Annotated in this window: 24 protein-coding genes; 12 read left to right on the plus strand and 12 right to left on the minus strand. The window is 71.1% G+C overall.

The features are described 5' to 3' along the window. Positions 1-25 precede the first annotated feature (25 nt). The 3 genes from glgA (at position 26) to FFA01_RS01315 (ending at position 2,387) form a co-directional block, all read left to right on the plus strand. Positions 26-1,210 carry a glycogen synthase gene (glgA, locus tag FFA01_RS01305; protein WP_146852188.1) on the plus strand — a complete coding sequence of 395 codons (1,185 nt, stop codon included), beginning with the start codon at positions 26-28 and terminating at the stop codon, positions 1,208-1,210. Positions 1,211-1,220: 10 nt separating this feature from the next. Beyond that, positions 1,221-2,006: an ABC transporter ATP-binding protein gene (locus FFA01_RS01310; RefSeq protein WP_146852190.1), complete on the plus strand. Its 786-nt coding sequence runs from the start codon at positions 1,221-1,223 to the stop codon at positions 2,004-2,006. A gap of 132 nt (positions 2,007-2,138) precedes the next feature. Then, a complete protein-coding gene (locus tag FFA01_RS01315; protein WP_043594989.1) occupies positions 2,139-2,387 on the plus strand; it encodes a type B 50S ribosomal protein L31 in 249 nt (82 codons plus the stop codon). Between the two features lie 96 nt (positions 2,388-2,483). Here FFA01_RS01315 and FFA01_RS01320 read toward each other — a convergent pair whose 3' ends face one another. Both FFA01_RS01320 and treS read right to left on the minus strand, forming a co-directional pair. Continuing rightward, a complete protein-coding gene (locus FFA01_RS01320) occupies positions 2,484-3,212 on the minus strand; it encodes a 3'-5' exonuclease (protein WP_146852405.1) in 729 nt (242 codons plus the stop codon). Between the two features lie 60 nt (positions 3,213-3,272). Beyond that, a complete protein-coding gene (gene treS, locus FFA01_RS01325; protein WP_146852193.1) occupies positions 3,273-5,012 on the minus strand; it encodes a maltose alpha-D-glucosyltransferase in 1,740 nt (579 codons plus the stop codon). A gap of 71 nt (positions 5,013-5,083) precedes the next feature. On the opposite strand from treS, the gene FFA01_RS01330 reads away from it, so the two are divergent. Further along, positions 5,084-5,989 (plus strand): alpha/beta fold hydrolase, encoded by a 906-nt coding sequence (locus FFA01_RS01330; RefSeq protein ID WP_244289636.1) that lies wholly within the window; start codon positions 5,084-5,086, stop codon positions 5,987-5,989. Next, the gene (locus FFA01_RS01335; protein ID WP_146852195.1) at positions 5,986-7,047 is read left to right on the plus strand and encodes a glycosyltransferase family 4 protein; all 1,062 of its coding nucleotides are present in this window, start codon (positions 5,986-5,988) and stop codon (positions 7,045-7,047) included. Before FFA01_RS01330 ends, FFA01_RS01335 begins: the two co-directional genes overlap by 4 nt. A gap of 17 nt (positions 7,048-7,064) precedes the next feature. Here FFA01_RS01335 and FFA01_RS01340 read toward each other — a convergent pair whose 3' ends face one another. Then, positions 7,065-7,709, minus strand: a complete 645-nt coding sequence (locus FFA01_RS01340) for a histidine phosphatase family protein (RefSeq protein ID WP_146852197.1) — start codon at positions 7,707-7,709, stop codon at positions 7,065-7,067. 31 nt (positions 7,710-7,740) lie between these two features. Beyond that, positions 7,741-8,607 (minus strand): Sir2 family NAD-dependent protein deacetylase, encoded by an 867-nt coding sequence (locus FFA01_RS01345; RefSeq protein WP_146852199.1) that lies wholly within the window; start codon positions 8,605-8,607, stop codon positions 7,741-7,743. Between the two features lie 100 nt (positions 8,608-8,707). On the opposite strand from FFA01_RS01345, the gene FFA01_RS01350 reads away from it, so the two are divergent. Both FFA01_RS01350 and FFA01_RS01355 read left to right on the plus strand, forming a co-directional pair. Beyond that, positions 8,708-9,532 (plus strand): TrmH family RNA methyltransferase, encoded by an 825-nt coding sequence (locus FFA01_RS01350; protein ID WP_146852201.1) that lies wholly within the window; start codon positions 8,708-8,710, stop codon positions 9,530-9,532. Continuing rightward, positions 9,529-10,773, plus strand: a complete 1,245-nt coding sequence (locus FFA01_RS01355) for a D-alanyl-D-alanine carboxypeptidase family protein (protein WP_146852203.1) — start codon at positions 9,529-9,531, stop codon at positions 10,771-10,773. Before FFA01_RS01350 ends, FFA01_RS01355 begins: the two co-directional genes overlap by 4 nt. Before the next feature lie 24 nt (positions 10,774-10,797). Here the strand turns inward: FFA01_RS01355 and FFA01_RS01360 are convergent, their stop codons facing one another. Then, positions 10,798-11,586: an SGNH/GDSL hydrolase family protein gene (locus FFA01_RS01360; RefSeq protein ID WP_146852205.1), complete on the minus strand. Its 789-nt coding sequence runs from the start codon at positions 11,584-11,586 to the stop codon at positions 10,798-10,800. Between the two features lie 39 nt (positions 11,587-11,625). On the opposite strand from FFA01_RS01360, the gene FFA01_RS01365 reads away from it, so the two are divergent. The 4 genes from FFA01_RS01365 to FFA01_RS01380 all read left to right on the plus strand — a co-directional run bounded on the left by FFA01_RS01365 (position 11,626) and on the right by FFA01_RS01380 (position 16,288). Beyond that, positions 11,626-12,819: an acyl-CoA dehydrogenase family protein gene (locus tag FFA01_RS01365; protein WP_244289637.1), complete on the plus strand. Its 1,194-nt coding sequence runs from the start codon at positions 11,626-11,628 to the stop codon at positions 12,817-12,819. A 58-nt stretch (positions 12,820-12,877) separates the two neighbouring features. After that, positions 12,878-14,158 (plus strand): DNA polymerase IV, encoded by a 1,281-nt coding sequence (gene dinB, locus FFA01_RS01370; RefSeq protein ID WP_146852207.1) that lies wholly within the window; start codon positions 12,878-12,880, stop codon positions 14,156-14,158. A 65-nt stretch (positions 14,159-14,223) separates the two neighbouring features. After that, entirely contained in the window at positions 14,224-16,017 is a 1,794-nt protein-coding gene (locus FFA01_RS01375) for a DEAD/DEAH box helicase (protein WP_146852411.1), read from the plus strand. A gap of 16 nt (positions 16,018-16,033) precedes the next feature. After that, positions 16,034-16,288, plus strand: coding sequence for a hypothetical protein (locus FFA01_RS01380; protein WP_146852209.1), 255 nt, complete (start codon positions 16,034-16,036; stop codon positions 16,286-16,288). Here the strand turns inward: FFA01_RS01380 and FFA01_RS01385 are convergent. From FFA01_RS01385 to FFA01_RS01415, 7 genes are all read right to left on the minus strand, one after another. After that, positions 16,237-16,752 carry a hypothetical protein gene (locus FFA01_RS01385; protein WP_146852211.1) on the minus strand — a complete coding sequence of 172 codons (516 nt, stop codon included), beginning with the start codon at positions 16,750-16,752 and terminating at the stop codon, positions 16,237-16,239. The genes FFA01_RS01380 and FFA01_RS01385 overlap by 52 nt on opposite strands. A gap of 94 nt (positions 16,753-16,846) precedes the next feature. Continuing rightward, positions 16,847-17,896 carry a glycine betaine ABC transporter substrate-binding protein gene (locus tag FFA01_RS01390; protein ID WP_146852213.1) on the minus strand — a complete coding sequence of 350 codons (1,050 nt, stop codon included), beginning with the start codon at positions 17,894-17,896 and terminating at the stop codon, positions 16,847-16,849. 3 nt (positions 17,897-17,899) lie between these two features. After that, the gene (locus FFA01_RS01395) at positions 17,900-18,676 is read right to left on the minus strand and encodes an ABC transporter permease (protein ID WP_146852215.1); all 777 of its coding nucleotides are present in this window, start codon (positions 18,674-18,676) and stop codon (positions 17,900-17,902) included. Continuing rightward, positions 18,673-19,959, minus strand: coding sequence for an ABC transporter ATP-binding protein (locus FFA01_RS01400; protein ID WP_146852216.1), 1,287 nt, complete (start codon positions 19,957-19,959; stop codon positions 18,673-18,675). The genes FFA01_RS01395 and FFA01_RS01400 overlap by 4 nt, the downstream gene beginning before the upstream one ends. Beyond that, positions 19,946-20,596, minus strand: coding sequence for an ABC transporter permease (locus tag FFA01_RS01405; RefSeq protein ID WP_220478069.1), 651 nt, complete (start codon positions 20,594-20,596; stop codon positions 19,946-19,948). Before FFA01_RS01405 ends, FFA01_RS01400 begins: the two co-directional genes overlap by 14 nt. Before the next feature lie 136 nt (positions 20,597-20,732). Then, complete coding sequence (locus FFA01_RS01410) at positions 20,733-22,121, minus strand: LLM class flavin-dependent oxidoreductase (RefSeq protein ID WP_146852218.1); 1,389 nt, start codon at positions 22,119-22,121, stop codon at positions 20,733-20,735. A gap of 81 nt (positions 22,122-22,202) precedes the next feature. Next, positions 22,203-22,820, minus strand: coding sequence for a helix-turn-helix domain-containing protein (locus FFA01_RS01415; RefSeq protein WP_244289638.1), 618 nt, complete (start codon positions 22,818-22,820; stop codon positions 22,203-22,205). Between the two features lie 160 nt (positions 22,821-22,980). Between FFA01_RS01415 and FFA01_RS01420 the strand changes: the two genes are divergently transcribed. Next, positions 22,981-24,564 carry an NCS1 family nucleobase:cation symporter-1 gene (locus FFA01_RS01420; RefSeq protein WP_146852222.1) on the plus strand — a complete coding sequence of 528 codons (1,584 nt, stop codon included), beginning with the start codon at positions 22,981-22,983 and terminating at the stop codon, positions 24,562-24,564. Positions 24,565-24,567 lie beyond the last annotated feature (3 nt).

The raw sequence follows: 24,567 nt of genomic DNA on the forward strand, positions 1-24,567 counted from the left end.
CCGCCGCACGACTACGGTGACTCTCGTGCGAGTCGATGTCATCACCAAGGAATATCCGCCGAACGTCTACGGAGGCGCCGGCGTCCACGTCGTCGAGCTCGTGAAGGCCCTCCGGGAGTCGATCGACGTGCGGGTCCGCGCCTTCGGCCGGGTCGACGACGAGGCGGGCACCACGGGATACCCCGACATCCCCGCGCTCGCGTCGGCCAACCCCACCCTCCGCACCCTCGGCACGGATCTGCTCGCCGCCCAGGACGTCGCGGGCGCCGACGTCGTGCACAGCCACACCTGGTACGCCAACGCGGCCGGCCAGCTGGCGCAGATGCTGCACGACGTCCCCCACGTCCTCACCGCCCACAGCCTCGAGCCGCTGCGCCCCTGGAAGGCCGAGCAGCTCGGCGGCGGGTACCGCGTCTCGAGCTGGATCGAGCGGCAGGCCTACGAGACCGCGGACGCCGTGATCGCCGTCAGCGACGGGATGCGCCGGGACATCCTCCGCTCCTACCCCGGCATCGACGAGGCCAAGGTCAGCGTCGTCTACAACGGCATCGACCTCGACGCCTGGCAGCCCGTCCACGACGACGAGATCGTGCGCGGCCTCGGCATCGATCCCGATCGCCCCTCGGTGGTGTTCGTCGGTCGGATCACGCGTCAGAAGGGTCTGCCCTACCTGCTCCGAGCAGCCCGACTGCTGCCCGCCGACGTGCAGCTCGTCCTCTGCGCCGGGGCCCCGGACACCCCCGAGATCATGGCCCAGGTCACGGGCCTCGTCCACGAACTGCAGGAGGAACGCACGGGCGTGGTCTGGATCGACCGGATCCTGCCCCGCCGTGAGCTCAGCGCCGTCCTGACGTCCGCGACCACCTTCGTCTGCCCGTCCATCTACGAGCCCCTCGGCATCGTCAACCTCGAGGCCATGGCCTGCGGAGTGCCGGTCGTCGGGTCGGGCACCGGAGGGATCCCCGAGGTCGTCGCCGACGGCCTCACCGGCCGGATCGTCCCGCTCGACCAGGCCCAGGACGGGACGGGGACGCCGACCGACCCCGACCGGTTCGTCCGCGACCTCGCCGGCGTCCTCACCGACGTCGTGTCCGACCCCGGGCTCGCCGCCCTCATGGGTCGCGCGGGTCGCATGCGCGCCGAGGAGGAGTTCTCCTGGTCGCGGATCGCCGAGCGGACCCTCCAGGTCTACGCCGGTCTGCGTCGATAGGCTGATGCGCATGCCTACCGTCCTGCAGCTCACCGATGTCTCGATCGTCCGGAACGGCACCGCCGTCGTCGACTCCGTCAGCTGGACGGTCGACTCAGGAGAACGCTGGGTCGTGCTCGGCCCCAACGGCGCGGGCAAGAGCTCGCTGCTGCAGGTCGCGGCCGCTCAATCGCACCCGTCGTCCGGAACCGCCGAGGTGCTGGGCGGCGATCTGGGTTCCGTCGACCTGTTCGACCTCCGCCCTCGGATCGGTTTCGCATCGACGACCATCGCCCGACGGATCCCCCCGAAGGAGAAGGTCGTCGACGTCGTCCTCACCGCCGCCTACTCGGTGACGGGCCGCTGGAACGAGGAGTACGAGAACGTGGACGTCCGCCGCGCCCACCGCGTGCTGGACGAGTGGAACCTCGACCACCTGGCCGACCGGACCTTCGGGGAGCTCAGCGACGGCGAGCAGAAGCGGGTCCAGATCGCCCGTGCGGTGATGACCGACCCCGAGCTCCTGCTCCTCGACGAACCGGCCGCGAGTCTCGACCTCGGGGCGCGCGAGGAGCTCCTGCAGATGCTCTCCGGCTACGCGCAGTCGCACGACGCGCCGGCCATCGTCATGGTCACCCACCATGTCGAGGAGGTTCCGCGCGGCTTCACGCACGCCCTGCTGCTCGACCACGGATCCGTCGTCGCCTCGGGCCCCCTGGCCGAGGTCCTGACGGCCGAGACCCTCGGCGCGACGTTCGGCGTCTCGCTCGAGGTCGAGGTGCGCGATGGCCGCTACTCGGCACGCGCCGCCGGTTGACCGCGCCTCCTGCGATGCCGCCCGCCCGTCTGGTATCGTTGACAGCTGGCCCGAGATCCGCGTCTCGCGTGCCTCGACGGCAACGTCCCCTGACATCACTTCCATCACTCGTTCGCTAGACCTAGGACAATCATGAAGACCGACATCCACCCCGAGTACAAGCAGATCGTCTTCCGCGACCTCGCATCGGGCGCCACGTTCCTGACGCGCTCCACGACGACGAGCGACAAGACCATCGAGCTCGACGGTGAGACCTACCCGGTCATCGACGTCGAGATCTCGTCGGAGTCGCACCCGTTCTACACGGGCAAGCAGCGCATCCTCGACTCGGCCGGTCGCGTCGAGAAGTTCAACTCGCGCTACAAGAACTTCGGCAAGTAGGCAGCAGCCTTCACGCCGCGAACGGGGCGGTCCACTTCGGTGGACCGCCCCGTTCGTCGTCCGCGGCCGGTGCTGCGCGGCGGGGGAGAGGAGGGGTCAGGCGCTCACCGAGCGGTGCGGCCATTCGCCCGACGCCGTGAACGTCGGGTCCTTGCTGCGGCGCATGTACTGCTGGAAGCTCTCCGCCTGCGCAGCGCACCAGCCGACCTGCAGCTCGTGCAGCCGAGTCGAGGGGATGTCGAGCTTGTCGGGGAACCTCCTGGCCATCGCCTGGGCCACTCGCCCCGCCGCGATGGCGTCGGCGCCGGCGTCGTGGGCGTCGTCGAGGGTGACCCCGTAGACACCCGCCGCGGCCTCGAGGGTCCTTTTGCCTTTGCGGTAGGTGTCGACCGCCTTGTCGATGACGAGCGGATCGACGACGCAGCCGATCTCACCCACCTCGCCGAGCGGCTCGATGCCGTGGCGACGCGCCTCGCGGTCGAGCAGCGTGAGGTCGTACGGGGCGTTGTAGACCACGAGGGGCACGCCTCTGGCGAAGACCGCACGAAGAGCCGCGACGATCTCGGCCACCACCTCGGCGGCCGGACGCCCCTCGGCCCGGGCGCGCTCGGTGGAGATGCCGTGGACGGCGCTGGCCTGCTCGGGGATCTCGACGCCGGGGTCGGCGAGCCATTCTCCGTGGGCGATGCTCTCGCCGGCGGCGTCGATCAGGCCGACGTGCGCCGTGACGATGCGGGCCGTCTCGACGTCGATCCCGGTCGTCTCGAGGTCGAAGACGCCGAGGGCCTTCCACCACTCGTCAGGCACCGGGCCGACCGGTGCCATCGCCTCCTCGGCGGGGTCGGCGGCGGCGGGGTTCGGTTGCAGATCGGTCACGGACCGAGCTTACGAGGCACCACCGACGATGCCCTGCCCCGTGTTCGGCACGTCACCGACGTGCAGCCAGAAGAAGGCCTGCGTCCCGAGGGTCAACGTGACCCGGCCCTCGTCGTCGAACGACGGGAACTGCGCTCCGCCGAACAGGTCGTAGAGGGTGCGTCCGGCGAGCTCGGGGGCGTGGATCGTCACCGACGTGGGATTGTGGGCGAACGAGAACACGCAGAGGATGTCCTCGGCCGAGTCGCCGAACTGCGTCTCGGACCCCTCGTACGACCGGACGAACGACAGCACCGACTCGTGGTCGGTGTCGAGCACCTCGAGCGTCCCGAGACCGAAGGTCGGGTGGGCCTTCCGCACGTGGATCACGTTCCGCACCCAGTGCAGCAGAGAACGGGATTGAGCGAGCTGGCTCTCGACGTTGACGAGGTTGTAGTTGAAGACGAGCGACTGCACCACCGGCAGGAACAGCTTGCCGGGGTCGGCGGTCGAGAAGCCCGCGTTGCGATCGGGGGTCCACTGCATCGGGGTGCGGGAGGAGTCGCGGTCGGGCAGCCAGATGTTGTCGCCCATGCCGATCTCGTCGCCGTAGTACAGGAACGGGCTGCCCGGGAGGGCGAACAGCAGAGCGTGGACGAGCTCGAGCTCGGCCCGGGAGTTGTCGAGCAGCGGGGCGAGCCGACGCCGGATGCCGATGTTCGATCGCATGCGCGGGTCGTAGGCGTACCAGCCGTACATCGCCTGGCGGTACTCCTCGCTGACCATCTCGAGGGTGAGCTCGTCGTGGTTGCGCAGGAAGACCGCCCAGGCGGCGCCCGGCGGGACCTCGGTGGTCTCGGAGAGGATGCGCTTGAGCTCGCCGCCGTGCTGCGCGCGCAGCGAGTAGAAGATACGCGGCATGACCGGGAAGTCGAAGGCCATGTGGCACTCGGGCTCGTCCTCGGTGCCGAAGAAGGCGGCGGTCTCGGCCGGCCACTGGTTGGCCTCCGCGATCAGCACGCGGCCGGGGAACTCCTCGTCGACCATGGCCCGCAGGCGCTTGATGAACTCGTGGGTCGCTGGCTCGCCCTCTCCGTTGCCCTCCTCCGTCTCGAAGAGGTAGGGGATGGCGTCGAGCCGCAGGCCGTCGACGCCCATCGACAGCCAGTGGCGGACGACGTCGAAGACGGCCTCCTGCACGGCCGGGTTCTCGAAGTTGAGGTCGGGCTGGTGCGAGAAGAAGCGGTGGAAGAAGAACTGGCGCCGCACGGGGTCGAAGGTCCAGTTCGACTCCTCCGTGTCGACGAAGATGACGCGGATGTTCTCGTACTCGTCGTCGGTGTCGCGCCAGACGTAGAAGTCGCCGTAGGGCCCCTCGGGGTCCTCACGGCTCTGCTGGAACCACTCGTGCTGATCGGAGGTGTGGTTCAGCACCATGTCGATGACGATGCGCATGTTGCGCTCGTGCGCCTTGGTGACCAGGTCGCGGAACTCGTCGAGGGTGCCGAACTCCGGCAGGATCGACTTGTAGTCGGCGATGTCGTACCCGCCGTCGCGGAGCGGCGACTGGAAGAACGGCGGCAGCCACAACGCGTCGACGCCGAGCCACTGCAGGTAGTCGAGGCGCGAGTGGAGCCCCTGGAGGTCGCCGGCGCCGTCGCCGTTGCTGTCGACGAACGATCGGACCATCACCTCGTAGAAGACGGCACGACGGTGCCAGTTCGGGTCGAGGGTCAGTCCGGGCTGCTGGATCGGGGCAGTGAAGCTCACCCGTGCAACTCTACGGCGGCGCGCGCCCGTGCGCGCGCCCGGTTCGGGCCTCGGCTCCTAGACTCGCTCGGGTGATCGTCCGTGAGCCCCGCGTCCCCTCGCCCTACCGGTCCCGTCTCGCCGCCTTCGACGTCCGCGACGACGTCGTGGCGGTCTCGGGGAGCGCCACCCGCTACTGGACCTACGAGCCGTCGGGGTCCGAGGAGGCACGGGTCACCGTGGTCGCGGTCCACGGCTTCCGAGGCGATCACCACGGTCTCGAGCCCGTGGTGGCCCATCTGACCGGCGTGCGCGTGATCATGCCCGACCTGCCGGGCTTCGGCGAGTCGTCCCCCCTCGACGGCGAGCACAGCGTGGCGGCCTACGCCGCCTGGCTCCGCGCCTTCGTCGACGCGCTGGGACTGGGCGACGACGTCGTCGTGCTGGGCCACTCGTTCGGATCGATCGTGACGTCGGCCGCGCTGGCCTCCGGACTCCGCGCCTCCCGCCTGATCCTGGTCAATCCGATCGCCGCACCGGCCCTGCAGGGTCCGCGCGGCGTGGTCACGCGTCTGGCGGTCTTCTACTACTGGGCCGGAGCCGCCCTGCCGGAACGCTGGGGGCAGGCGGCCCTGCAGAGCGCGCTGGTCACGAGGTTCACGAGCCTCGCCATGGTGAAGACCCGCGACCGATCGCTCCGACGCTGGATCCACGACCAGCACGACTCGTACTTCTCGCGGTTCTCGGACCGCCGGGTCGTGCTCGACGCGTTCCGGGCCTCCGTCTCGAGCGACGTCAGCACCTACGCGGCCCGGGTGCGCGTGCCCGCCCTGCTGATCGCCGCCGACCGGGACGACATCACCGCCCTGCCCGCCCAGCACCGGCTGCGGGCGCTGTTCCCCGACGCGACGCTGGCCGTCATCGACGGGGTCGGGCACCTGATCCACTACGAGAAGCCCCGTGAGGCGGCGGCAGCCGTCGAGGCGTTCCTCCGATGAGGATCGTCGTCGACTGCCGGTACGTCCGGGTGGGCCGGCACGACGGCATCAGCCGGTTCAGCGCCGGGGTCGTCCGCGCCCTGGCCGCACGGCACGACGTCACGATGCTGATCAGCGACCTCCGACAGCTCGACAAGCTCCCCGACCAGCCTCACGCGCTCGTCCGCTCGCCCACGAGCGTCCTCGAACCGCTCGTGGCGCTGCAGGTCAACCGGCTCCGACCGGACGTCGTGTGGTCGCCCATGCAGACGATGGGGTCGTTCAGGCGCCGGTATCCGCTCGTGCTGACCCTCCACGACCTCATCTACTACACGAACCGCACGCCTCCGCCCGAGTTCGCCCTCCCCCTCCGGCTCCTCTGGCGGCTCTACCACCTCGCCTGGTGGCCGCAGCGCCTGCTGCTCGACCGGGCCGACGCCGTCGTCACGGTGAGCGGGACCACGCGGGACGAGATGCGCCGGCATCGGCTGACCCGACGCCCCGTCACCGTCGTGTCCAACGCGGCCGACCCCGCCGTCGCCGTCCCTCGGACGGCGCCCGGCGGTCGCGACCTCGTCTACATGGGCTCGTTCATGCCCTACAAGAACGTCTCGGCGCTGGTGCGGGCGCTGCCTCTGCTCGACGGCTATCGCCTGCACCTGATGAGCCGGGTGTCGGAGCGCGAGCGCGCCTCCCTGACGTCCCTCGCGCCGGCCGGGTCGCTCGTCTTCCACGACGGGGTCGGCGACGACGAGTACCGCGAGACCCTGCTCGGCGCCACCGCCGTCGTCACCGCCTCGCGCGCCGAGGGGTTCGGCATCCCCCTGGTGGAGGGCATGGCGCTCGGCACGCCGGCCGTGGTCAGCGACATCCCGATCTTCCGCGAGATCGGCGGAGAGGCCGCGCTCTACTTCGACCCCGGGTCGGCCGCGTCGATCGCCGCCGCCGTGCGACGTCTGGAGGGGGAGTGGGCGGACCGATCCGCCGCATCGGTCGCGCAGGCCGCCCGCTTCAGCTGGGAGGCCTCGGCCGACACGCTCCTCGCGCTCCTCCGAGAGGTCGCCGCGACCCGAGACTGAGCCCGGGAGGCGCGATGTCAGGCCTCGTCGGCCGCCGACGACTCGAGGGCGTTCTGGTACCCGAAGTCGTAGGTGCCGGGGCTCTCGGACTCGACCTCGATCGGGTCGTCGAACTCCCGGAGGACCAGGCGGTCGCCGTCGAACTCGAAGGAGTGGATCGACCCGTTGCGGATCGGGATCCCGACGTGCGCCTCCGTCGCCGGCGAGACGTGGTTCACGACCGCCCGGATCACGGCGCCGTGGGTGGCCACGACGACCAGACCGCCGTCGTGGACCCGTCCGACCTCGATCAGAGCCGGCAGGACGCGGGCGACGAGCTCCCGCCGACTCTCCCGACCGGGAACCGGCGTGCCGACGGGGAACCGGGCCTCGACCTCGGTTCCCGTGAGCCCTTCGGCGTCCCCGTAACGGCGCTCGGCGACCTCGGGGACGAGTGCCGGCGCCCCGAGGCCCAGCCGCTCGGCGATGATCGACCCCGTCTCTCTCGCGCGCGAGAGCGGACTGGCCACGACCGCCGTCACACGCCGTCGGGCGAGCAGGTCGCCGGCCTCGCGGGCCTGCGACCGGCCGAGGTCGTTCAGCGGGATGTCGGTCGCGCCCTGGATGCGTCGGGCGCGGTTCCAGTCGGTCTCGCCGTGGCGGACCAGGTACAGGAGAGTCATCGGTCGTTCCTCCGGTCGGCGGGACGACCGGTCAGGGGATCAGACGCTCCGCGAGGGCCGTCAGAGTCTCCGACGTGCCGGCGTTCAGCTTAACCGCCGCCCGTCCGTCGCCCTTGGTGACGCCGCGGTTCACGACGACCACGGGGAGCTTCCGCCTGGTCGCCTGATCGAGCAGTCGGATGCCCGAGTTGACCACGAGCGAGGAACCCGCGATCAGCAGAGCGTCGGCTCCGACGACCAGCGACCGTGCCTCGGCGAAGCGCTCGATCGGGACGAACTCGCCGAAGAACACGACGTCGGGTTTGAGCATGCCGCCGCAGACCGTGCACTCCGGGACCGCGAAGGCGTCGATGTCGTCGACCTCGACGTCGCCGTCGGGGGCGAGCCGGACGCTCTCGGGCCGGTCGAGCCAGGGATTCGCCGCCGCCAGCCGCGAGGCCACCATGTCGCGAGCGAACGACTGTCCGCAGGTCAGGCAGATCACCCGGTCGACGGTGCCGTGCAGATCGACGACGCGTCGGGATCCGGCACGCACGTGCAGGTTGTCGACGTTCTGGGTGATCACCCCGTTCGTGACCCCCGACCGTTCGAGGAGCGCGAGGGCGCGGTGCCCCGCGTTCGGCGCCGACGACCGGAAGGACTTCCAGCCGAGATGGCTGCCGGCCCAGTAGCGCTTGCGGTAGCGGTCGCTCGAGAGGAACTGCTGGAAGGTCATCGGATTGCGCGGCGGAGCGCCGGCGCCCCGGTAGTCGGGGATGCCCGAGTCGGTGCTGACCCCGGCCCCGGTGAGGACGGCGACGCGACGACCGGCGAGGAGCGAGACCGCGTCGTCGAGGGCGCGGGAGTCGAGTCCCGGCCCGATCGCGGTCTCGTCGGTGGACGTGGCGTCCGACACCATCGAGGCTCCTTCCGGTCCGTGACGTTAGCCTAAACGTCGACACCTCCCGTTTTGTTTCCGTCAGCCGACCACGGCCCGGACCCCACCGCCCCGGAGCACCGTGCGAATCACCCGCATCACCGACCTCGAGCACCCCGCCCTCGCGGATTACCACCGACTCACGGACGTCGCGCTGCGCCGCGTCAGCGAGCCGGAGGGCGGGCTGTACATCGCCGAGTCGTCGAAGGTCATCGAGCGGGCCCTCCGCGCCGGCCACGTCCCCCGCTCCGTGCTGATGACGGAGCGATGGCTGGAGGACATCGAGCCCCTGGTCGACGGGTTCGACGGCGAGATCTTCGTCGGCGACGCCGCGCTGCTCGAGACCCTGACCGGCTACCACCTGCATCGGGGCGCTCTGGCCGCGATGCACCGTCCCGAGCTGCCGAGCGTGCCGTCGGTGCTGGCCGGGGCCCGCCGCGTCGTGGTGCTCGAGGACATCGTCGACCACACCAACGTCGGAGCGATCTTCCGCGCCGTCGCGGGGCTGGGCGCCGACGCCGTGCTCATCACCCCGCGGTGCGCCGATCCCCTCTACCGTCGCAGCGTCCGGGTCAGCATGGGCACGGTGCTGCAGGTGCCGTGGACGCGCCTCCCCGAGTGGCCCGAGGGCGCGACCCTCCTGCGCGAAGCCGGATTCCAGGTCGCGGCGCTCGCGCTCTCGGACGACGCCGTGCCCCTCGACGCCTTCGCCGCGCATCCGTCCGACAAGGTCGCCCTCCTGCTCGGCACCGAGGGCGACGGCCTGAGCCGAGCAGCGCTCCGCGCGGCCGACGTCGTCGTGACGATCCCCATGCTGCACGGCGTCGACAGCCTCAACGTCGCGGCCGCCTCGGCAGTGGCGCTCTGGGCCCTCCGCGTGCCCCCGCTGCCGGAGAGCACGCCATGACGCCCCGGACCGCGTCGCGACCGGGCTCCCGCCGCCCGGGCACGCGACGCCGACGCATCGGCGTCGCCGCGGTCCTCGCGGTCGTGCTCGCCGCCGGCGCCTACGTGCCGCTCGCCCTGCTCAGCCCCGTCGCCCCGGCGGCCGCTTCCGCCGAGCAGTACACCGCCCCGACGCCTGCTGCTCCCGAGCTGACGTTCCCCGACTACGGAGCGACCGCCGTCCAGGCCCTCGGCTTCGACGACAGCCTCACGACGAGCGGGGACGACCAGCCCCGGGCGATCGCCAGCATCAGCAAGGTCATCAGCGCCCTCGTCGTGCTCGACAGCCACCCGCTCGACGACGGCGACGGTCCGACGATCACCTTCGACGCGGACGACGCCGCCCTCTACGACGCCTACCTCGCCCGCGACGGCAAGGTCGCGCCCATGCCGGCCGGCCTCCGACTGACCGAACGGCAGGCGCTGGAGGTGTCGCTCATCGAGTCCGCCAACAACTACGCCGACGCGCTCGCGACGTGGGCCTTCGGCAGCACGGACGCCTACGTCGCCGCGGCCGACGAATGGCTCGACGAGAACGGCATGACCTCGACCACCGTCGTGGAGCCCACCGGCATGTCGCCCGAGAACACGAGCACGGCGACGGACCTGCTCTCCCTCGGCAGGCTCGCCCTGGCCGATCCCGTCGTCGCCGAGATCGTCCGCACCGAGACCACGACGATCCCGGGCGTCGGCGAGATCGAGAACTCCAACGAGCTGCTCGGACTCGACGGGGTCAGCGGCATCAAGACCGGCACCCTCGACGAGGCCGGCGCCTGCCTGCTCTTCTCGGCGGACTACACCATCGCCGGACAGGACGTGACCGTCGTCGGCGTCATGCTCGGGGGAGCGGACCACGACTCGCTGGACGTCGATGTGCAGGCCCTCCTGGCGAGCGTCACCGCGGGGTTCCAGACGGTCGACCTCACCCGCGCCGGCGACTCCTTCGGACGGTACGCGCTGCCGTGGGGCGCCACCGCCGAGGCGGTCGCCTCCGACGACGCGCGCGTCCTCGTCTGGGGAGCCGAGACCATCGACGCGACCGTCTCCCTCGACGACGTGGGACCCGACGACGCCGGACGCACGGTGGGCTCGGTCGCCTTCACGATCGACGACCAGACCGTCGACGTGCCGCTCGAGCTGGACCGGCCGATCGCGGAGCCCGGAGCCTGGTGGCGGCTGACCCACCCGGGCGAGGTGCTCTGACGCCCCTGGCGCGCCTTTTCGGCGTCAGGGCTCGTCGCGGTAGACGACCGTCACGGCCTCGGGGCGTTTCGGCTGGAGGCCGTCGCCGGAGGACTGGTGGCGGATCCGTCGGATCACCCACGGCACGAGGTACTCGCGGGCCCAGCCCATGTCCTCCGAGCGGGCCTGTCGCCAGGGTCGGCGCTCGAGCGGCTCGGGCCGGTAGGGCTCGAGGTCGTTGTCGACGGCGAGGGCCGCGAGGACCATCCGCGCGATCGTGTGGTGGCCGAGCGGGCTGAAGTGCAGGCGGTCGGGCGCCCACATGCGCGGACCAGAGAGGTCCCGCAAGGCCCACATGTCGGCGACCACGGCGTCGTGCCGCAGGGCGATGGCGTGCACGTGCTCGTTGTAGATGGCCACCTTGCCGCGCAGCCGCCCGAGGACGGGCGTCAGACCGATGTCGGGGCCGGTGAAGACCACGACCGTCGCTCCGTCGCTCCGCAACCGCCGGACGAGCCCCTCGAAGCCCGCCGCGACCTCGTCCGGGTCCGTTCCGGGGCGGATGATGTCGTTGCCGCCCGCCGACACCGTGATCAGGTCGGGCCGGAGGGCGAGGGCCGCGTCGGCCTGCTCGTCGATGATCTGCTGGAGCAGACGACCGCGGACGGCGAGGTTCGCGTAGGCGAAGTCCTCGGTCGAGGAGCCCAGCACCTCGGCGACCCGGTCGGCCCAGCCGCGGTGCCCGCCGGGGGCGCGCTCCTCCGGATCACCGATCCCCTCCGTGAACGAGTCGCCGAGCGCGACGTACCGGGACCACGGGTGTTGCTGCGTCATGCCCTCCACGTTACTCGCCGAGCGAACTACCCTCGACCTGTGGACACCTCGACACCGGCGACGACCATCACCCGCGAGAGCACCCCCGAGGAGGCGCTGCCGGACGACCTGCTCGCCCGCTTCCGCTCGCGAGCCGAGGTCTCCGACCGCGAGAACGCGTTCCCCGTCGACGACCTCGACGAGCTCCGCGACCGCGGCTGGCTGCGGCTCTTCGTGCCGACGGACCGAGGAGGCGCGGGTCTCGGACTCGAGGCCGTCGCGGCCCTGCAGTCCCGGCTGGCCACCGCGGCCCCGGCGACGGCCCTCGCCGTGGGCATGCACCTCGTCTGGACGGGCTGCGCCGCCGTGCTGCACGCACGCGGCGACCACTCGCTCGACCGGGTGCTCGACGACGCGGCGCACGACGAGATCTACGCCTTCGGCGTGAGCGAGCCGGGCAACGACCTCGTCCTCTTCGACTCGGTCACCCGGGCCGAGCCCGACGGCACGGGCGGCTACCGGTTCACCGGGACGAAGATCTTCACCTCGCTGTCCCCGGTGTGGACCCGACTGGGGGTGTTCGGCCGAGACGACTCCGATCCGGACGCGCCGCTGCTCGTGCACGGGTTCCTGCACCGCGAGGACGGCGGGCACGAGTCCCTCGACGACTGGGACACCATCGGCATGCGGGCGACCCAGAGCCACACGACGCGGTTGCACGGAGCACCGGTCCCCGCCGAGCGCATCGTGCGTCGTCTCCCGGTCGGCCCCAGCGCCGACCCCCTCGTGTTCGGCGTCTTCGCCGTGTTCGAGACCCTGGTGTCCGCCGTCTACCGGGGGATCGCTCGCCGTGCCGTGGATCTCGCGGTGGAGTCGGCGTCGATCCGCCGCTCCCGGCGGGCCGGCGGGTCGCCGCTGTCACTCGACCCCATCGTGCGATGGCGCCTCGCCGACGCCGCCATCGCGCTCGACGGGCTGGAGCCGCAGATCGACGCGGTGGCCCGCGACGTCGATCTCGTGTCCGACCACGGCGCCTCCTGGTTCCCCCGACTCGTCGGCCTCAAGACGCGCGCCACCGAGACGGCGCGAGCCGTGGTCGACCAGGCGGTGGCCGTCGAGGGCGGGGCCTCGTACCGATCGTCGTCCGAGCTCGGGCGCCTGCAGCGCGACGTGCTCGCGGGGCGGTTCCACCCCTCGAGCACCGACTCCGCGCACGCGACCGTCGCGGCGTGGCTGCTCGGCCCGGTCGTCTGACGAGCCGACCGGCGTCGACACGGCCGACGATGTCGGCGGTCCGTGTGAGGATGCTCGGGTGAGCAAACAAGACGGCAGCGGGCGACTCGTCACGACCGTCCCGACCGACGATGCGTCGGCACCGATCCTGCACGTCGACATGGACGCCTTCTTCGCCTCCGTCGAGCTGCTCGACCGGCCCGATCTCCGCGGCAAGCCCGTCGTCATCGGTCACCGCTCCGACCGCTCCGTGGTCACCGCGGCCACCTACGAGGCCCGCAAGTACGGCGTCAACTCGGCCATGCCGATGGCGGTCGCTCTGCGCCGCTGTCCGCACGCGATCGTCCTCGAACCCCACGGCGAGAAGTACCGGCACTACTCGTCCATCGTCATGTCGATGTTCGACGACGTCACGCCGATGGTCGAGCGCCTCGGCATCGACGAGGCCTTCCTCGACGTCTCGGGCTCGATCCGCCTCCTCGGATCCCCCTTCGCCATCGCCACCGAGCTCCGTCGGCGCGTGCACGCCGAGACGGGTCTGCACTGCAGCATCGGCGCCGCGTCGACCAAATTCGTCGCCAAGCTGGCGTCGAGCGTGGCCAAGCCCGACGGGCTGCTCATCGTCCCGCACGTGCACACCCTCGCATTCCTCCACCCCCGCCCCATCAGCGCCCTCTGGGGCGTCGGCGGCAAGACCGAGCAGACCCTCACGAACCTGGGGCTCCGAACGGTCGGCGACGTCGCCTCGACACCGCTCGACACCCTCGTCCGCGCGGTCGGCGCCGCGGGCGGAGCGAAGCTGCACGACCTCGCCTGGGGTCGCGACCCCCGGGTCGTCACGACCGAGTCCGAGGAGAAGAGCGTCGGCCACGAGGTCACCTTCGCGACCGACGTCACCGACCCCGACGTCGTCCGTCGCGAGCTGCTCCGTCTGAGCGACAAGGTCGGGGCGCGTCTGCGCGCCGGGGGAGTGAGCGGGCGGACCGTGGTGCTCAAGCTGCGGACGGCCGACTTCGCGACCATCACCCGATCGCGCACCCTGGCCGACCCGACCGATCTCGGCCGCCGCATCTACGACGAGGTCCGATCGGTCTACGAGGCGACCGGCAAGCAGCACGAGCGGATCCGACTCGTCGGCGTGCGGATGGAGCAACTCGTGACGGGCGGGGCGGGAGGCCTCTCCCTCGGCCTCTGGGACGACGACGCCGGCTGGCGCGAGGCGGAGTCGACCATGGACGCCCTGCACGCCAGGTTCGGGTCGGCGATGCTGACCCCGGCCTCGCTGCTGCGACCACGATCCGCCCCGACCGCTCGGCGTGACGACCCGCCGACCGACCCCGGGTACAGTGGGGTCGAGTGAGCACAGCCAACGCGTTCGACCCTGCCGGGGGTGACGACACCCGACACGACGACGGAACGCTCGACCTGACCGAGGTCGGCGTCTCGGCCGGCAACTCGGCCGCCGAGCATCTCTCGCCGGCGTTCCCCGAGCGGGCGGCCTGGGGCACGGCCAGCAAGCTGCGCGCCTGGCAGGCCGAGGCCCTCGAGCAGTACTTCGCCACCGACCCGGTCGACTTCCTCGCGGCCGCGACCCCCGGTGCCGGGAAGACCACCTTCGCCCTCCGCCTGGCCACCGAGCTGCTGTCGCGCGGCACCGTCGACCGCGTGGTCGTGGTCGCACCGACCGAGCACCTGAAGCGTCAGTGGGCCGATGCCGCCGACCGGGTCAACCTCCGGCTCGACCCCCTGTTCAAGAACGCCGACGTGACCTTCGGTCGGCACTACCACGGGGTGGCCGTTACCTACGCGCAGGTCGGGATGAACCCCGAGGTGCACCGCGCCCTCACCCAGGCCGGTCGCACCCTGGTCATCCTCGACGAGGTCCACCACGGCGGTGACGCCCTGAGCTGGGGCGACGGCATCCGCGAGGCCTACGGCGCCGCCACCCGTCGACTCTCCCTCACCGGGACCCCGTTCCGGTCCGACACCGCACCGATCCCGTTCGTCACCTACCAGGCGGACGAGCACGGCATCCGCACCTCCCGGTCGGACTACGCCTACGGCTACGGCCGCGCGCTGGCCGACGGCGTCGTCCGTCCCGTGCTGTTCATGGCCTACGCCGGCCAGATGCGCTGGCGGACCCGCATGGGCGACGAGATGAGCGCCTCTCTCGGCGAGGCCGTCACGAAGGACATCACGGCCCAGGCCTGGCGGACGGCGCTGTCTCCTCAGGGCGACTGGATCCCCGCCGTGCTGTCGGCTGCGGACAAGCGCCTGACGGAGGTCCGTCGAGGCGTCCCCGACGCCGGCGGCCTCGTCATCGCCACGGACCACACCGCGGCGCGGCAGTACGCCGCCGTGCTGCAGAAGCTGACCGGGGAGCGGCCGACGGTCGTGCTCTCGGACGAGAAGGCGGCGAGCGACCGGATCCAGGCGTTCTCCGAGTCCGAGAGCCGCTGGATGGTCGCCGTCCGGATGGTGTCCGAGGGGGTGGACGTCCCGCGCCTCGCCGTGGGCGTCTACGCGACCTCGGCCTCCACCCCGCTCTTCTTCGCGCAGGTCGTCGGCCGGTTCGTCCGTGCCCGGCGTCGGGGCGAGACCGCCTCGATCTTCCTGCCGAGCGTGCCGAGCCTGATGGCCCTGGCCGGACAGCTCGAGCTCGAGCGCGACCATGCACTCGACCGTCCGACGAACGCCGACGACGGACTCTTCGCCCCCGAAGAGGACATGATGGCCGCCGCGAACCGCGAGGAGAAGGCGTCGAGCCTCCTCGAGCAGCAGCCGTTCGAGGCGCTGGACTCCCAGGCGTCCTTCGACCGGGTGCTCTACGACGGCGGCGAGTTCGGCACCGGCGGCGAGATCGGCAGTCTCGAGGAGCTCGACTTCATCGGCATCCCGGGTCTGCTCGAGCCCGACGAGGTCCGCAATCTGCTGCGCCAGCGACAGGCATCGCAGGCCCGCCGCACGTCGAAGACCGGTCTGCCGACCGTGGCGGCGCCCGTCGAGACGGCTCGTCCTCTGTATCAGACGATCAAGGAGCAGCGTCAGGAGCTGAGCCGGCTCGTCTCGATCTGGTCGCGCCACTCCAACGAGCCGCACGGGCTCATCCACGCCGACCTCCGACGGATCAGCGGCGGCCCCTCGGTCGCTCAGGCGAGCACCGAGCAGATCCAGAAGCGCATCGACGTCCTGCGCGGCAGGATCGGCAACCGCAAGTAGCCCGTACGATCGGATGATGCTCGACGCGACCGGAGACCGACGCTGGCTCGTCCGACCCGCCGAGGACGCGCCTCCCGAAGCGCTGATCGAGCAGTTCGGCGGCGGCTATCGACTGTCGCGGTGGTCCCTCGTCGAGAGCGAGCAGGAGCCGCTCGGGGTCTACACCTCCGCCGAGGGGGCCGAGACCGCCTGGTGGCGCCACCTCGACCGGGAGCGCGGTCAGCGGAGCGGAAGCACGTCGGCGAGAGCGAGGCTCCTCGGCGACGCCTGAGCCCGCGCCCCGCATGCGGGGGATCCGTCGACCCCGAGCCCGGTGGCCGATCCGGGCGCTGCGGAGCCCCAGATCGCCACGCCCGCGTCGGAGCATCCGAGCACATGGCGCACCGCGAGCCCCTGGCTCTCGCGCAGGTCGAGCAGGGACCGGCACCAGGCGGCGTCCGAACCGGTCGTCGACGCCGCACCCGGTCGTTCGACCACGAAGGCGAGCCACGCCACCCCGAACTCGGCGACGACCGCCCCGAGAGCCGAGCCCCAGGCTTCCACCGCGGAGGGCGACGGATGAGCGGGGATGCCCTCGAGCGGCACCATCATCGGGAGCTGGATGCAGTCGGCGTCGAAGAACAGCGCCCAGAGCTGCGGGCGGATCGCGACGGGCAGGAGCTCGTCGACACGGGCGACGAGGTCGCCGACGTCGACGACGGGGCGATGGGGATCGGCGGGCGAGGTGCGGGACATGCCTCCACGGTGCCCGTCCGACCGCCCGATCGAGGCGTCGTCCACAGCCGGGGCCCACCGGGGCGTCGTCACCGCCGGCTGGGGAGGAGCCCCGTCAGGGCCGGGTCACGAAACCCTTCTCGACCATCCAGTCGAACGCGACGTCGGCCGGCTCCCGGCCCTCCACGTCGACGCTGAGGTTGAGCTGTCGGAGCTCCTCGTCGGTCAGCTCGGGAGAGATCCGGTCGAAGACGTCCGCGAGGTCCGGGTACTCGTCGAGGACGGCGGTCGAGAGCACGGGCGCCGCGTTGTACGCCGGGAAGAAGCCCTGGTCGTCCTCGAGGACGGTGAGGTCGAGCGAGTCGATGCGCCCGTCGGTGGTGAAGACCTCGCCGAAGTTGCAGGTGCCGCGGTCGGTGGCCTCGTAGACGGTCCCGGTGTCGAGGATGCTGACGTTCCCGGTCGGAACGCCGTCCGCGTCGCCGAGCTCGAGGCCGTAGCGCTCGAGCATCGGAGCGAACCCGTCGGCGCGGGAGTTGAACTCCGCCTCGACGCAGAACGTGCGCTGGTCGACCGGGAGCGCCGCGATGTCCGACAGCGTCGCGACGTCGCCGAGCTCCGGGACGGCCTCGGAACGCACGGCCATGGCGTAGGTGTTGTTGAGCGGCGCGGGCTCGAGCCACGTCAGGCCGTTGGCCACGTCGGCGTCGCGGACGGCCTCGTACTGCTCCTGCTGATCGGGGATGCCGGCCGCCTCGCCGAGGTACGTGAGCCAGGCGGTGCCGGTGTACTCGTAGGTCATGTCGGCGTCGCCGTCGAGCATGAGCTGACGGACGGCGACGCTGCCCGGCACGTTCGTCAGGTCGGTGACCTCGAAGCCGGCGGCCTGGGCGGCGAGGACCGCGATCTTGCCGAGCACGAGCTGCTCGGTGAAGTTCTTCGCCGTCACGGTGAGCGAGGCGTCGTCGGGGAGACCCTCGATGGGCTCGATCGACCCCGGTGCGACGGCGGGGACGAACGCCGTCGCCGGCTGGAGGCCGCAGCCGGTCAGAGCGAGCAGGGAGGCCGAGGCGACGGCGCCCGCGAGTCCGAGGCGAGCGGTGCGCCGGCGACCCCGTCCGGGACGCGGGTCGGGAGACGGGGTCGGGCGGGTCGTGGGGGCCATCGGTCAGAGTCCCTTCGGGCGGGCGACGTGTTCGACGACACGTCCCACCCAGTCGATGAGGAGGGCCAGGAGGGCGATCAGCAATGCGCCGGAGACCAGCACGCGCGGGAGGAAGAGGTTGACGCCCGTGGTGATGAGCAGGCCGAGTCCGCCCGCTCCGATGAAGGTCGCGAGGGCGGCCGAGCCCACCAGCAGCACGAGAGCGGTCCGGATCCCGGAGAGCATCACCGGGACGGCCAGGGGGAGCTCGACCTTCATCAGGACGGAGAGGGCGCTCATGCCCATGCCACGACCCGCCTCGACGAGCCGGGAGTCCACGCTCTGCAGACCGATCATCGTGTTCCGCAGGACGGGCAGGACGGCGTAGAGCACCAGGGCGACGACGGCGGCCCGGAACGAGAAGCCGAGCCAGAAGGCCAGCAGCACGATGAGGCCGATCGCCGGGGCGGCCTGGCCGATGTTGGCGATCGCCAGGACGCCGCCGCTGATGCGGACGAACGGCCGCCGGGTGAGGATGATGCCGAGCGGGATCGCGATGACGAGGACGATCACGGCCGACACGAACGTCAGCGCCAGATGCTCGCCGGTGTAGGTGACCAGGTTCGACGGGTTGAGCGTCGTGCGCTCGGCCGCCGAGAGGTCGGCGATCGAGAGCCACACGGCGAATGCCGCGAAGACCGCCAGGACGGCGACGGGCTGCGACACGAGACCCAGCCAGACCCGCGGTCGGCGAGGGGAGGCACCGGCACCCGCGGCGGGTGCGGTCGCGACGGAGCTCACGAGCGCGCCCCGTCCGCATCGTCGCTCGGAGTCGGGCCGTCCTGCCGACCGGACTCGGCGGGCACCGCATCGAGGGGGCCGGTGTTCGTCCCGACGGGCGTGTAGTCGGCCGCGATGGCCGCGGCCTTGCGAGCCCGCGTGATGGCCTCCATCACCACCTCGACGGTGATGACGCCGATGAACGAGTCGCGCCGACCGGTCACGAGCGCCGCGCCGGCGCTGGAGACGAGCATCGTGTCGAGCGCGTCGTTCAGCGTGGCGCCGCTGCCGATGACCGGCAGGTCGGCGTCCACCGCGTCCGAGACCGTCACGACTCGCGAGAGCTGACGGGTGGAGGGCCACGCGATCGGCCGGTTGCGCTCGTCGACGACGACCGCGTGGTTGTGGCCGGCCGCCTTGGCGCGCGCGAGCACCTGCTCCCCGGACTCCCCGGGGGAGGCGATGACCGCCTCCTCGAGGTCCACATCGCCCACGCGGCTCAGCGTGAGCTGCTTCAGGCCCGCACCGGAGCCGATGAAGTTCTCGACGAACTCGTTCGCCGGCTCGGCGAGGATCCGCTCGGGGGTGTCGTACTGCACGATGTGGGCGCCCTCCGAGAAGACCACGATCCAGTCGCCGAGCTTCACCGCCTCGTCGAAGTCGTGGGTGACGATGACGATCGTCTTCTGCAGCTCGTGCTGGATGTTGATCAGCTCGTCCTGGAGTCGCTGACGGGTGATCGGGTCGACGGCGCCGAACGGCTCGTCCATCAGGAGCACGGGCGGGTCGGCGGCCAGGGCGCGCGCCACCCCGACCCGCTGCTGCTGACCGCCGGAGAGCTCGCGGGGGTAGCGGTCGCGATACGTCTCGGGGTCGAGCGACACCAGTTCGAGCAGCTCGTCGACTCGAGCGGCGATGCGCTCCTTCGACCAGCCGAGCATCTTCGGGACGATGCCGATGTTGGTCGCGACCGTCATGTGCGGGAACAGCCCACCCGCCTGGATGACGTAGCCGATCCGGCGGCGGAGCTCGTCGCCGTCGATGTCCGTCACGTCGTCGTCGCCGAGCACGATGCTGCCCTCGGTCGGCTCGATCAGGCGGTTGATCATCTTCAGCGTGGTGGTCTTGCCGCAGCCCGACGGGCCGACCAGCATGACGATCTTGCCGGCGGGGATCTCCAGGGTGATGCCGTCCACGGCGGGCTTCGCCTGCCCGGGATAGCGCTTCGTGACCTGCTCGAGACGGATGCTGCGGCCCGAGACCTCTCCGGTCGACGGGACGGCGGGGGAGTCAGTTCTGGACACGGATACCTCGCGAGATGGTCAGGCGGCCGAGGCCGACGAGCAGGAGATCGAGCACCAGCGCCAGGACGACGACGCCCACGACCCCGGTGACCACGGAGGCGAGCGCGTTCGCGCCGCCGAGTCGGGAGAGCCCCGAGAAGATGAAGCCGCCGAGTCCGGGACCGAGGCTGTAGGCGGCGACGGCCGCGATGCCCATCACCATCTGCGCGCTCACGCGCACGCCGGTGAGGATGATCGGCCAGGCCAGCGGGAGCTGCACCGTGACGAGGGTGCGGAACGGGCTCATGCCGATGCCTCGGGCGGACTCGAGCAGGGCCGAATCGACCTCGTTCAGGCCGACGACCGCGTTGCGGAGGATCGGGAGGGTGGCGAAGAACGTCACGACCGTGACGGCCGGCACGACGCCGAACCCGAGGAAGGGGATGAGCAACCCGACGAGGGCGAACGACGGCAGCGTCAGACCGACCGCCGAGATGCCGTTGGCCACGGCGCTGAGGCGCGGGCTGCGATGGACGGCGACGGCGACCAGGACCGCGAGCACCACCGCGAGCACCACGCATTGGACCACCAACGAGAAGTGCTGCCAGGAGGCGAACCAGATCTGGTCCCACCTCGCCGTCACGTAGTCGAACACCATCGTCGTCTGCCCCCTCGTCTGCCGCCGTGCGGCGGATCGATCGCGCCGAGGCCTGTCGGCACGGGCGAACGACACCCACCCTAACGAGAGGGCCCGGACAGCGCCCGGACCGCGTCAGGGTCCGGGCGCGGCGGCATCAGGCCGAGGCCGAGGACCTCCCGACCTTGTACCGGGCGCCGTGGTGCTCCTCCGGGAGGCGGTCGCCGCGGCCGAAGAGCTTCTGTCGGAGCGTGCCCGGCTCGTACTCCGTCGGATAGACGCCCCGGGCCTGCAGCACCGGGATCACATGCTCCACGATGTCCTCGAAGGTCCCGGGCGTGATCGCGTAGGCCAGGTTGAACCCGTCGACGTCGGTCTCGGCCACCCACTCCTGCAGCTGGTCGGCGATCTCCTCGCCCGATCCGACGATGCGCGGCCCGAGACCGCCGATGCCGGCCGCCTCGGCGATGTCGCGGATCGTCCATTCCCTGCCGCTGTCACCCGCCTGGGCCTGGAAGTTCGCCAGCGCCGACTGGATCGCGTTGCTCTTCACGTCGCCCACGGGGTCGTCGAGCGAGTAGGTGGACAGATCGATGCCCATCCAGCCCGACATGAGCGTGAGGGCGCCCTCGTGCGAGGCGTACCGCTGGTACTCCTCGTGCTTCGCCGCGGCCCCCTCGGAGGTCGCATCGGTGATGACCGTGAGGAGGGTGTAGATCCGGGCCGAGTAGCGGTCGCGACCCGCCGCCTCGAGGGCGTCGCGGAGCTTCGTCACGGTCGCCTTGAGCCGCTCCTTCGTCGGCGCCGCGACGAAGATCGACTCCGCATGACCGGCGGCGAACGCGATCCCACGGGGCGAGGCCCCCGCCTGGTAGATCACCGGCGTGCGCTGCGGGCTGGGCTCGGCGATGTGGATGCCGGGGACCTTGTAGTAGGTGCCCTCGTGTCCGATGTCGTGGACCTTGGTCGGGTCCGTGAACACGCCGCTCTCGCGGTCGCGGACCACGGCGTCGTCCTCCCACGACCCCTCCCACAGCTTGTAGAGCACCTCGAGGTACTCGTCGGCCTGGTCGTATCGCGTGTCGTGGTCGAGCTGGTCGTCGGCGCCGAGGTTCCGCGCGGCGCTGGGCAGGTAGCCGGTGACGACGTTCCAGCCGACGCGGCCGTCGGTCAGGTGGTCGAGGGTCGACATGCGGCGCGCGAACGGGTACGGGTGCTCGTAGGCGGTGCCCGCCGTGATGCCGAAGCCGAGGTGCTCGGTGGCCGCGGCCATCGCCGACACGAGCAGGATCGGGTCGCCGACCGGCGTCTGCGTGCCGTTGCGGAGGGCGGCGTCGTGGTTGCCTCCGTAGACGTCGTAGGTGCCGAGGACGTCGGCGATGAAGAGGCCGTCGAAGACGCCCCTCTCGAGGAGGCGCGCGAGGGAGGTCCAGTAGCTGAGCTTCGTGTAGTCGGCCGACCGATCGTCGGGGTGCCGCCACAGGCCGGGGGACTGGTGCCCCACGCAGTTCATGTCGAAGGCGTTGAACCGGATTCGTCGAGTCATGCCCTCATTGTTCGCCGCCGCGCCCGCGGTATCACCTCGGACGACACGCGGCGTCACACTCCGCGGTCGACCGCGATCGCCTCAGGCGCCCGGATGGACGATCAACCAGGTCGCGACGGCGTCCACCGCCCCGAGGTTCCCCAGCCGGTGCGGGAGGTCGCAGGGGAAGGTCACCGAGTCCCCGGTTCCGACCGAGACGCGCTCGTCGGGGAAGTCGATCGTGAGCTCGCCCGAGACGACGGTCCCGACCTCGTAGCCCTCGTGCGTGATCAGGTCGTTCACTCCCGTGGCCGACGAGCCCGGAGGGTACGTCGACTCGAAGAAGTCCACGCCTCGGAGATTCCCGGGCGACAGCCGCCGGAACACGACGCCGTCGTCGAGCACGACCGGCCGGGCCTCGCCCGCCCGCGCCACGACCACGCCCCGAGGAGGCGCGGCTCCGTCCTCGGCCGGTGCGCTCACCCGGTCGGAGTCGAACACGTCGGCCAGCGGCACGCCGAGCACCTGGACGATGGTGAGCAGTCGGCTGACCGACGGTCGCCGGGCGCCGCGCTCGATCTGAGACACCGCGCTCGGCGAGATGCCGAGCTCGCCGGCCAGCGATCGCAGCGACAGTCCGCGCGTCTCCCGGAGCTCCCGCAGACGTGCACCGAGCGCCGCCGCATCGAGATCGACGGAGGCGTCGGAGGAGCGGGACACGGGCGGAACGGACACGAGAAGCCGATCTTGTCGGTGTGAAGCCATCGCTGTCACATGCTTGTTACCTGCAGGAAACCGGAGGTGCGGTGTGAAGCAATAGATTCACACCACGTCGGGGATCGCCCCTCGATCACGCTACCTCGTCAGCTGGGAGGCTCCTGTGGCATCGAAGACCGCACCGACCGTCGCGTCCGCACCGCTCCACCGGCCGGATCCGTCGAGCGGGCATCCGGCCGGGAAGGCCCTGATCCGGGACGGATACCACCCCGACCTGACCAACGACGACCTGGCCCCGCTCGCCCGCCAGACCTGGGGCAGCTACAACATCTTCGCGTTCTGGATGTCGGACGTGCACTCCGTCGGCGGCTACGTGACCGCAGGCAGCCTCTTCGCCCTCGGCATCGCGAGCTGGCAGGTGCTCGTCGCCCTCGTCGTCGGCATCGTGATCGTCACCGTGTTCACGAACATGGTCGCGAAGCCGAGCCAGCGCACCGGCGTGCCGTACCCGGTCGTCAACCGCGCCGTCTTCGGAGTCCGCGGAGCGCACATCCCCGCCATCATCCGCGGCCTGATCGCCACCGCCTGGTACGGGGTGCAGACCTACCTGGCCTCGCAGGCCCTCACCATCGTCTTCCTCAAGTTCCTCCCCGCCAGCGCGGCTCTGCTCGAGCCGGAGCTCCTCGGGCTGGACGCCCTGGGATGGATCAGCTACGGCATCCTCTGGATCGCCCAGGCCGCGCTCTTCTGGCGCGGCATGGAGTCCATCCGCCGATTCATCGACTTCGCCGGCCCCGCCGTCTACCTCGTCATGATCGCCCTCGCCGTGTACCTCGTGACGCAGGCCGGCTGGGGCTCGATCAGCCTCAGCCTCTCCGCCGGGCCCCCGATGGAGCTCGGGGCGTCGATCCCGGTCATGCTCTCGGCGATCGCGATCGTCGTCAGCTACTTCTCGGGGCCGATGCTGAACTTCGGCGACTTCTCCCGCTACGGGCGCAGCTTCGCCGCCGTCAAGAAGGGGAACCTGCTCGGCCTGCCCGTCAACTTCCTCTTCTTCTCGCTCCTCACCGTGATCTGCGCCTCCGCGACCGTCCCCGTCTTCGGACGACTCATCACGGACCCGATCGAGACCGTCGACGCCATCGGGACGCCCTTCGCCATCCTGCTCGGAGGCCTCACGTTCGTCACGGCGACCGTCGGGATCAACATCGTCGCCAACTTCATCTCGCCCGCCTTCGACTTCACGAACGTCAGCCCCCGGCGCATCAGCTGGCGGACCGGAGGCATGATCGCCGCCGTGGGCAGCGTCGCCCTCACCCCCTGGAACTGGTACGGCGACGCTCAGGCGATCCAGTACTCGCTGGGTGTCCTCGGCGCGCTGATCGGCCCGTTGTTCGGCATCCTGATCGCCGGCTACTACCTGGTGGGACGACAGCGCATCGCCGTGGACGACCTGTTCACGATGGGGCCGGCGGGTCGGTACTGGTACCGCGGCGGCGTCAACCTGAACGCCGTCCGCGCGCTCGTCGCCTCCGGTCTGGTGTCCGTCGCCGTCGCCGTGGTCCCCGCCCTGGTCGTCGACCTCGGTGGGCCGTCCGTCACCTGGATCAGCGACTTCAGCTGGTTCGTCGGTTGCGGACTCGGCCTCGTCGCCTTCCGGGAGCTCGAACGTCGACGTCCCCGGATGCCGTCGCCGAGCGCCGACGAGGCCGGCGTCGACGACGGCACCGTCCACCCGACCGTCTGAGGA

It is taken from the genome of Frigoribacterium faeni (genome assembly GCF_007988805.1).
Lineage (GTDB): Bacteria > Actinomycetota > Actinomycetes > Actinomycetales > Microbacteriaceae > Frigoribacterium > Frigoribacterium faeni.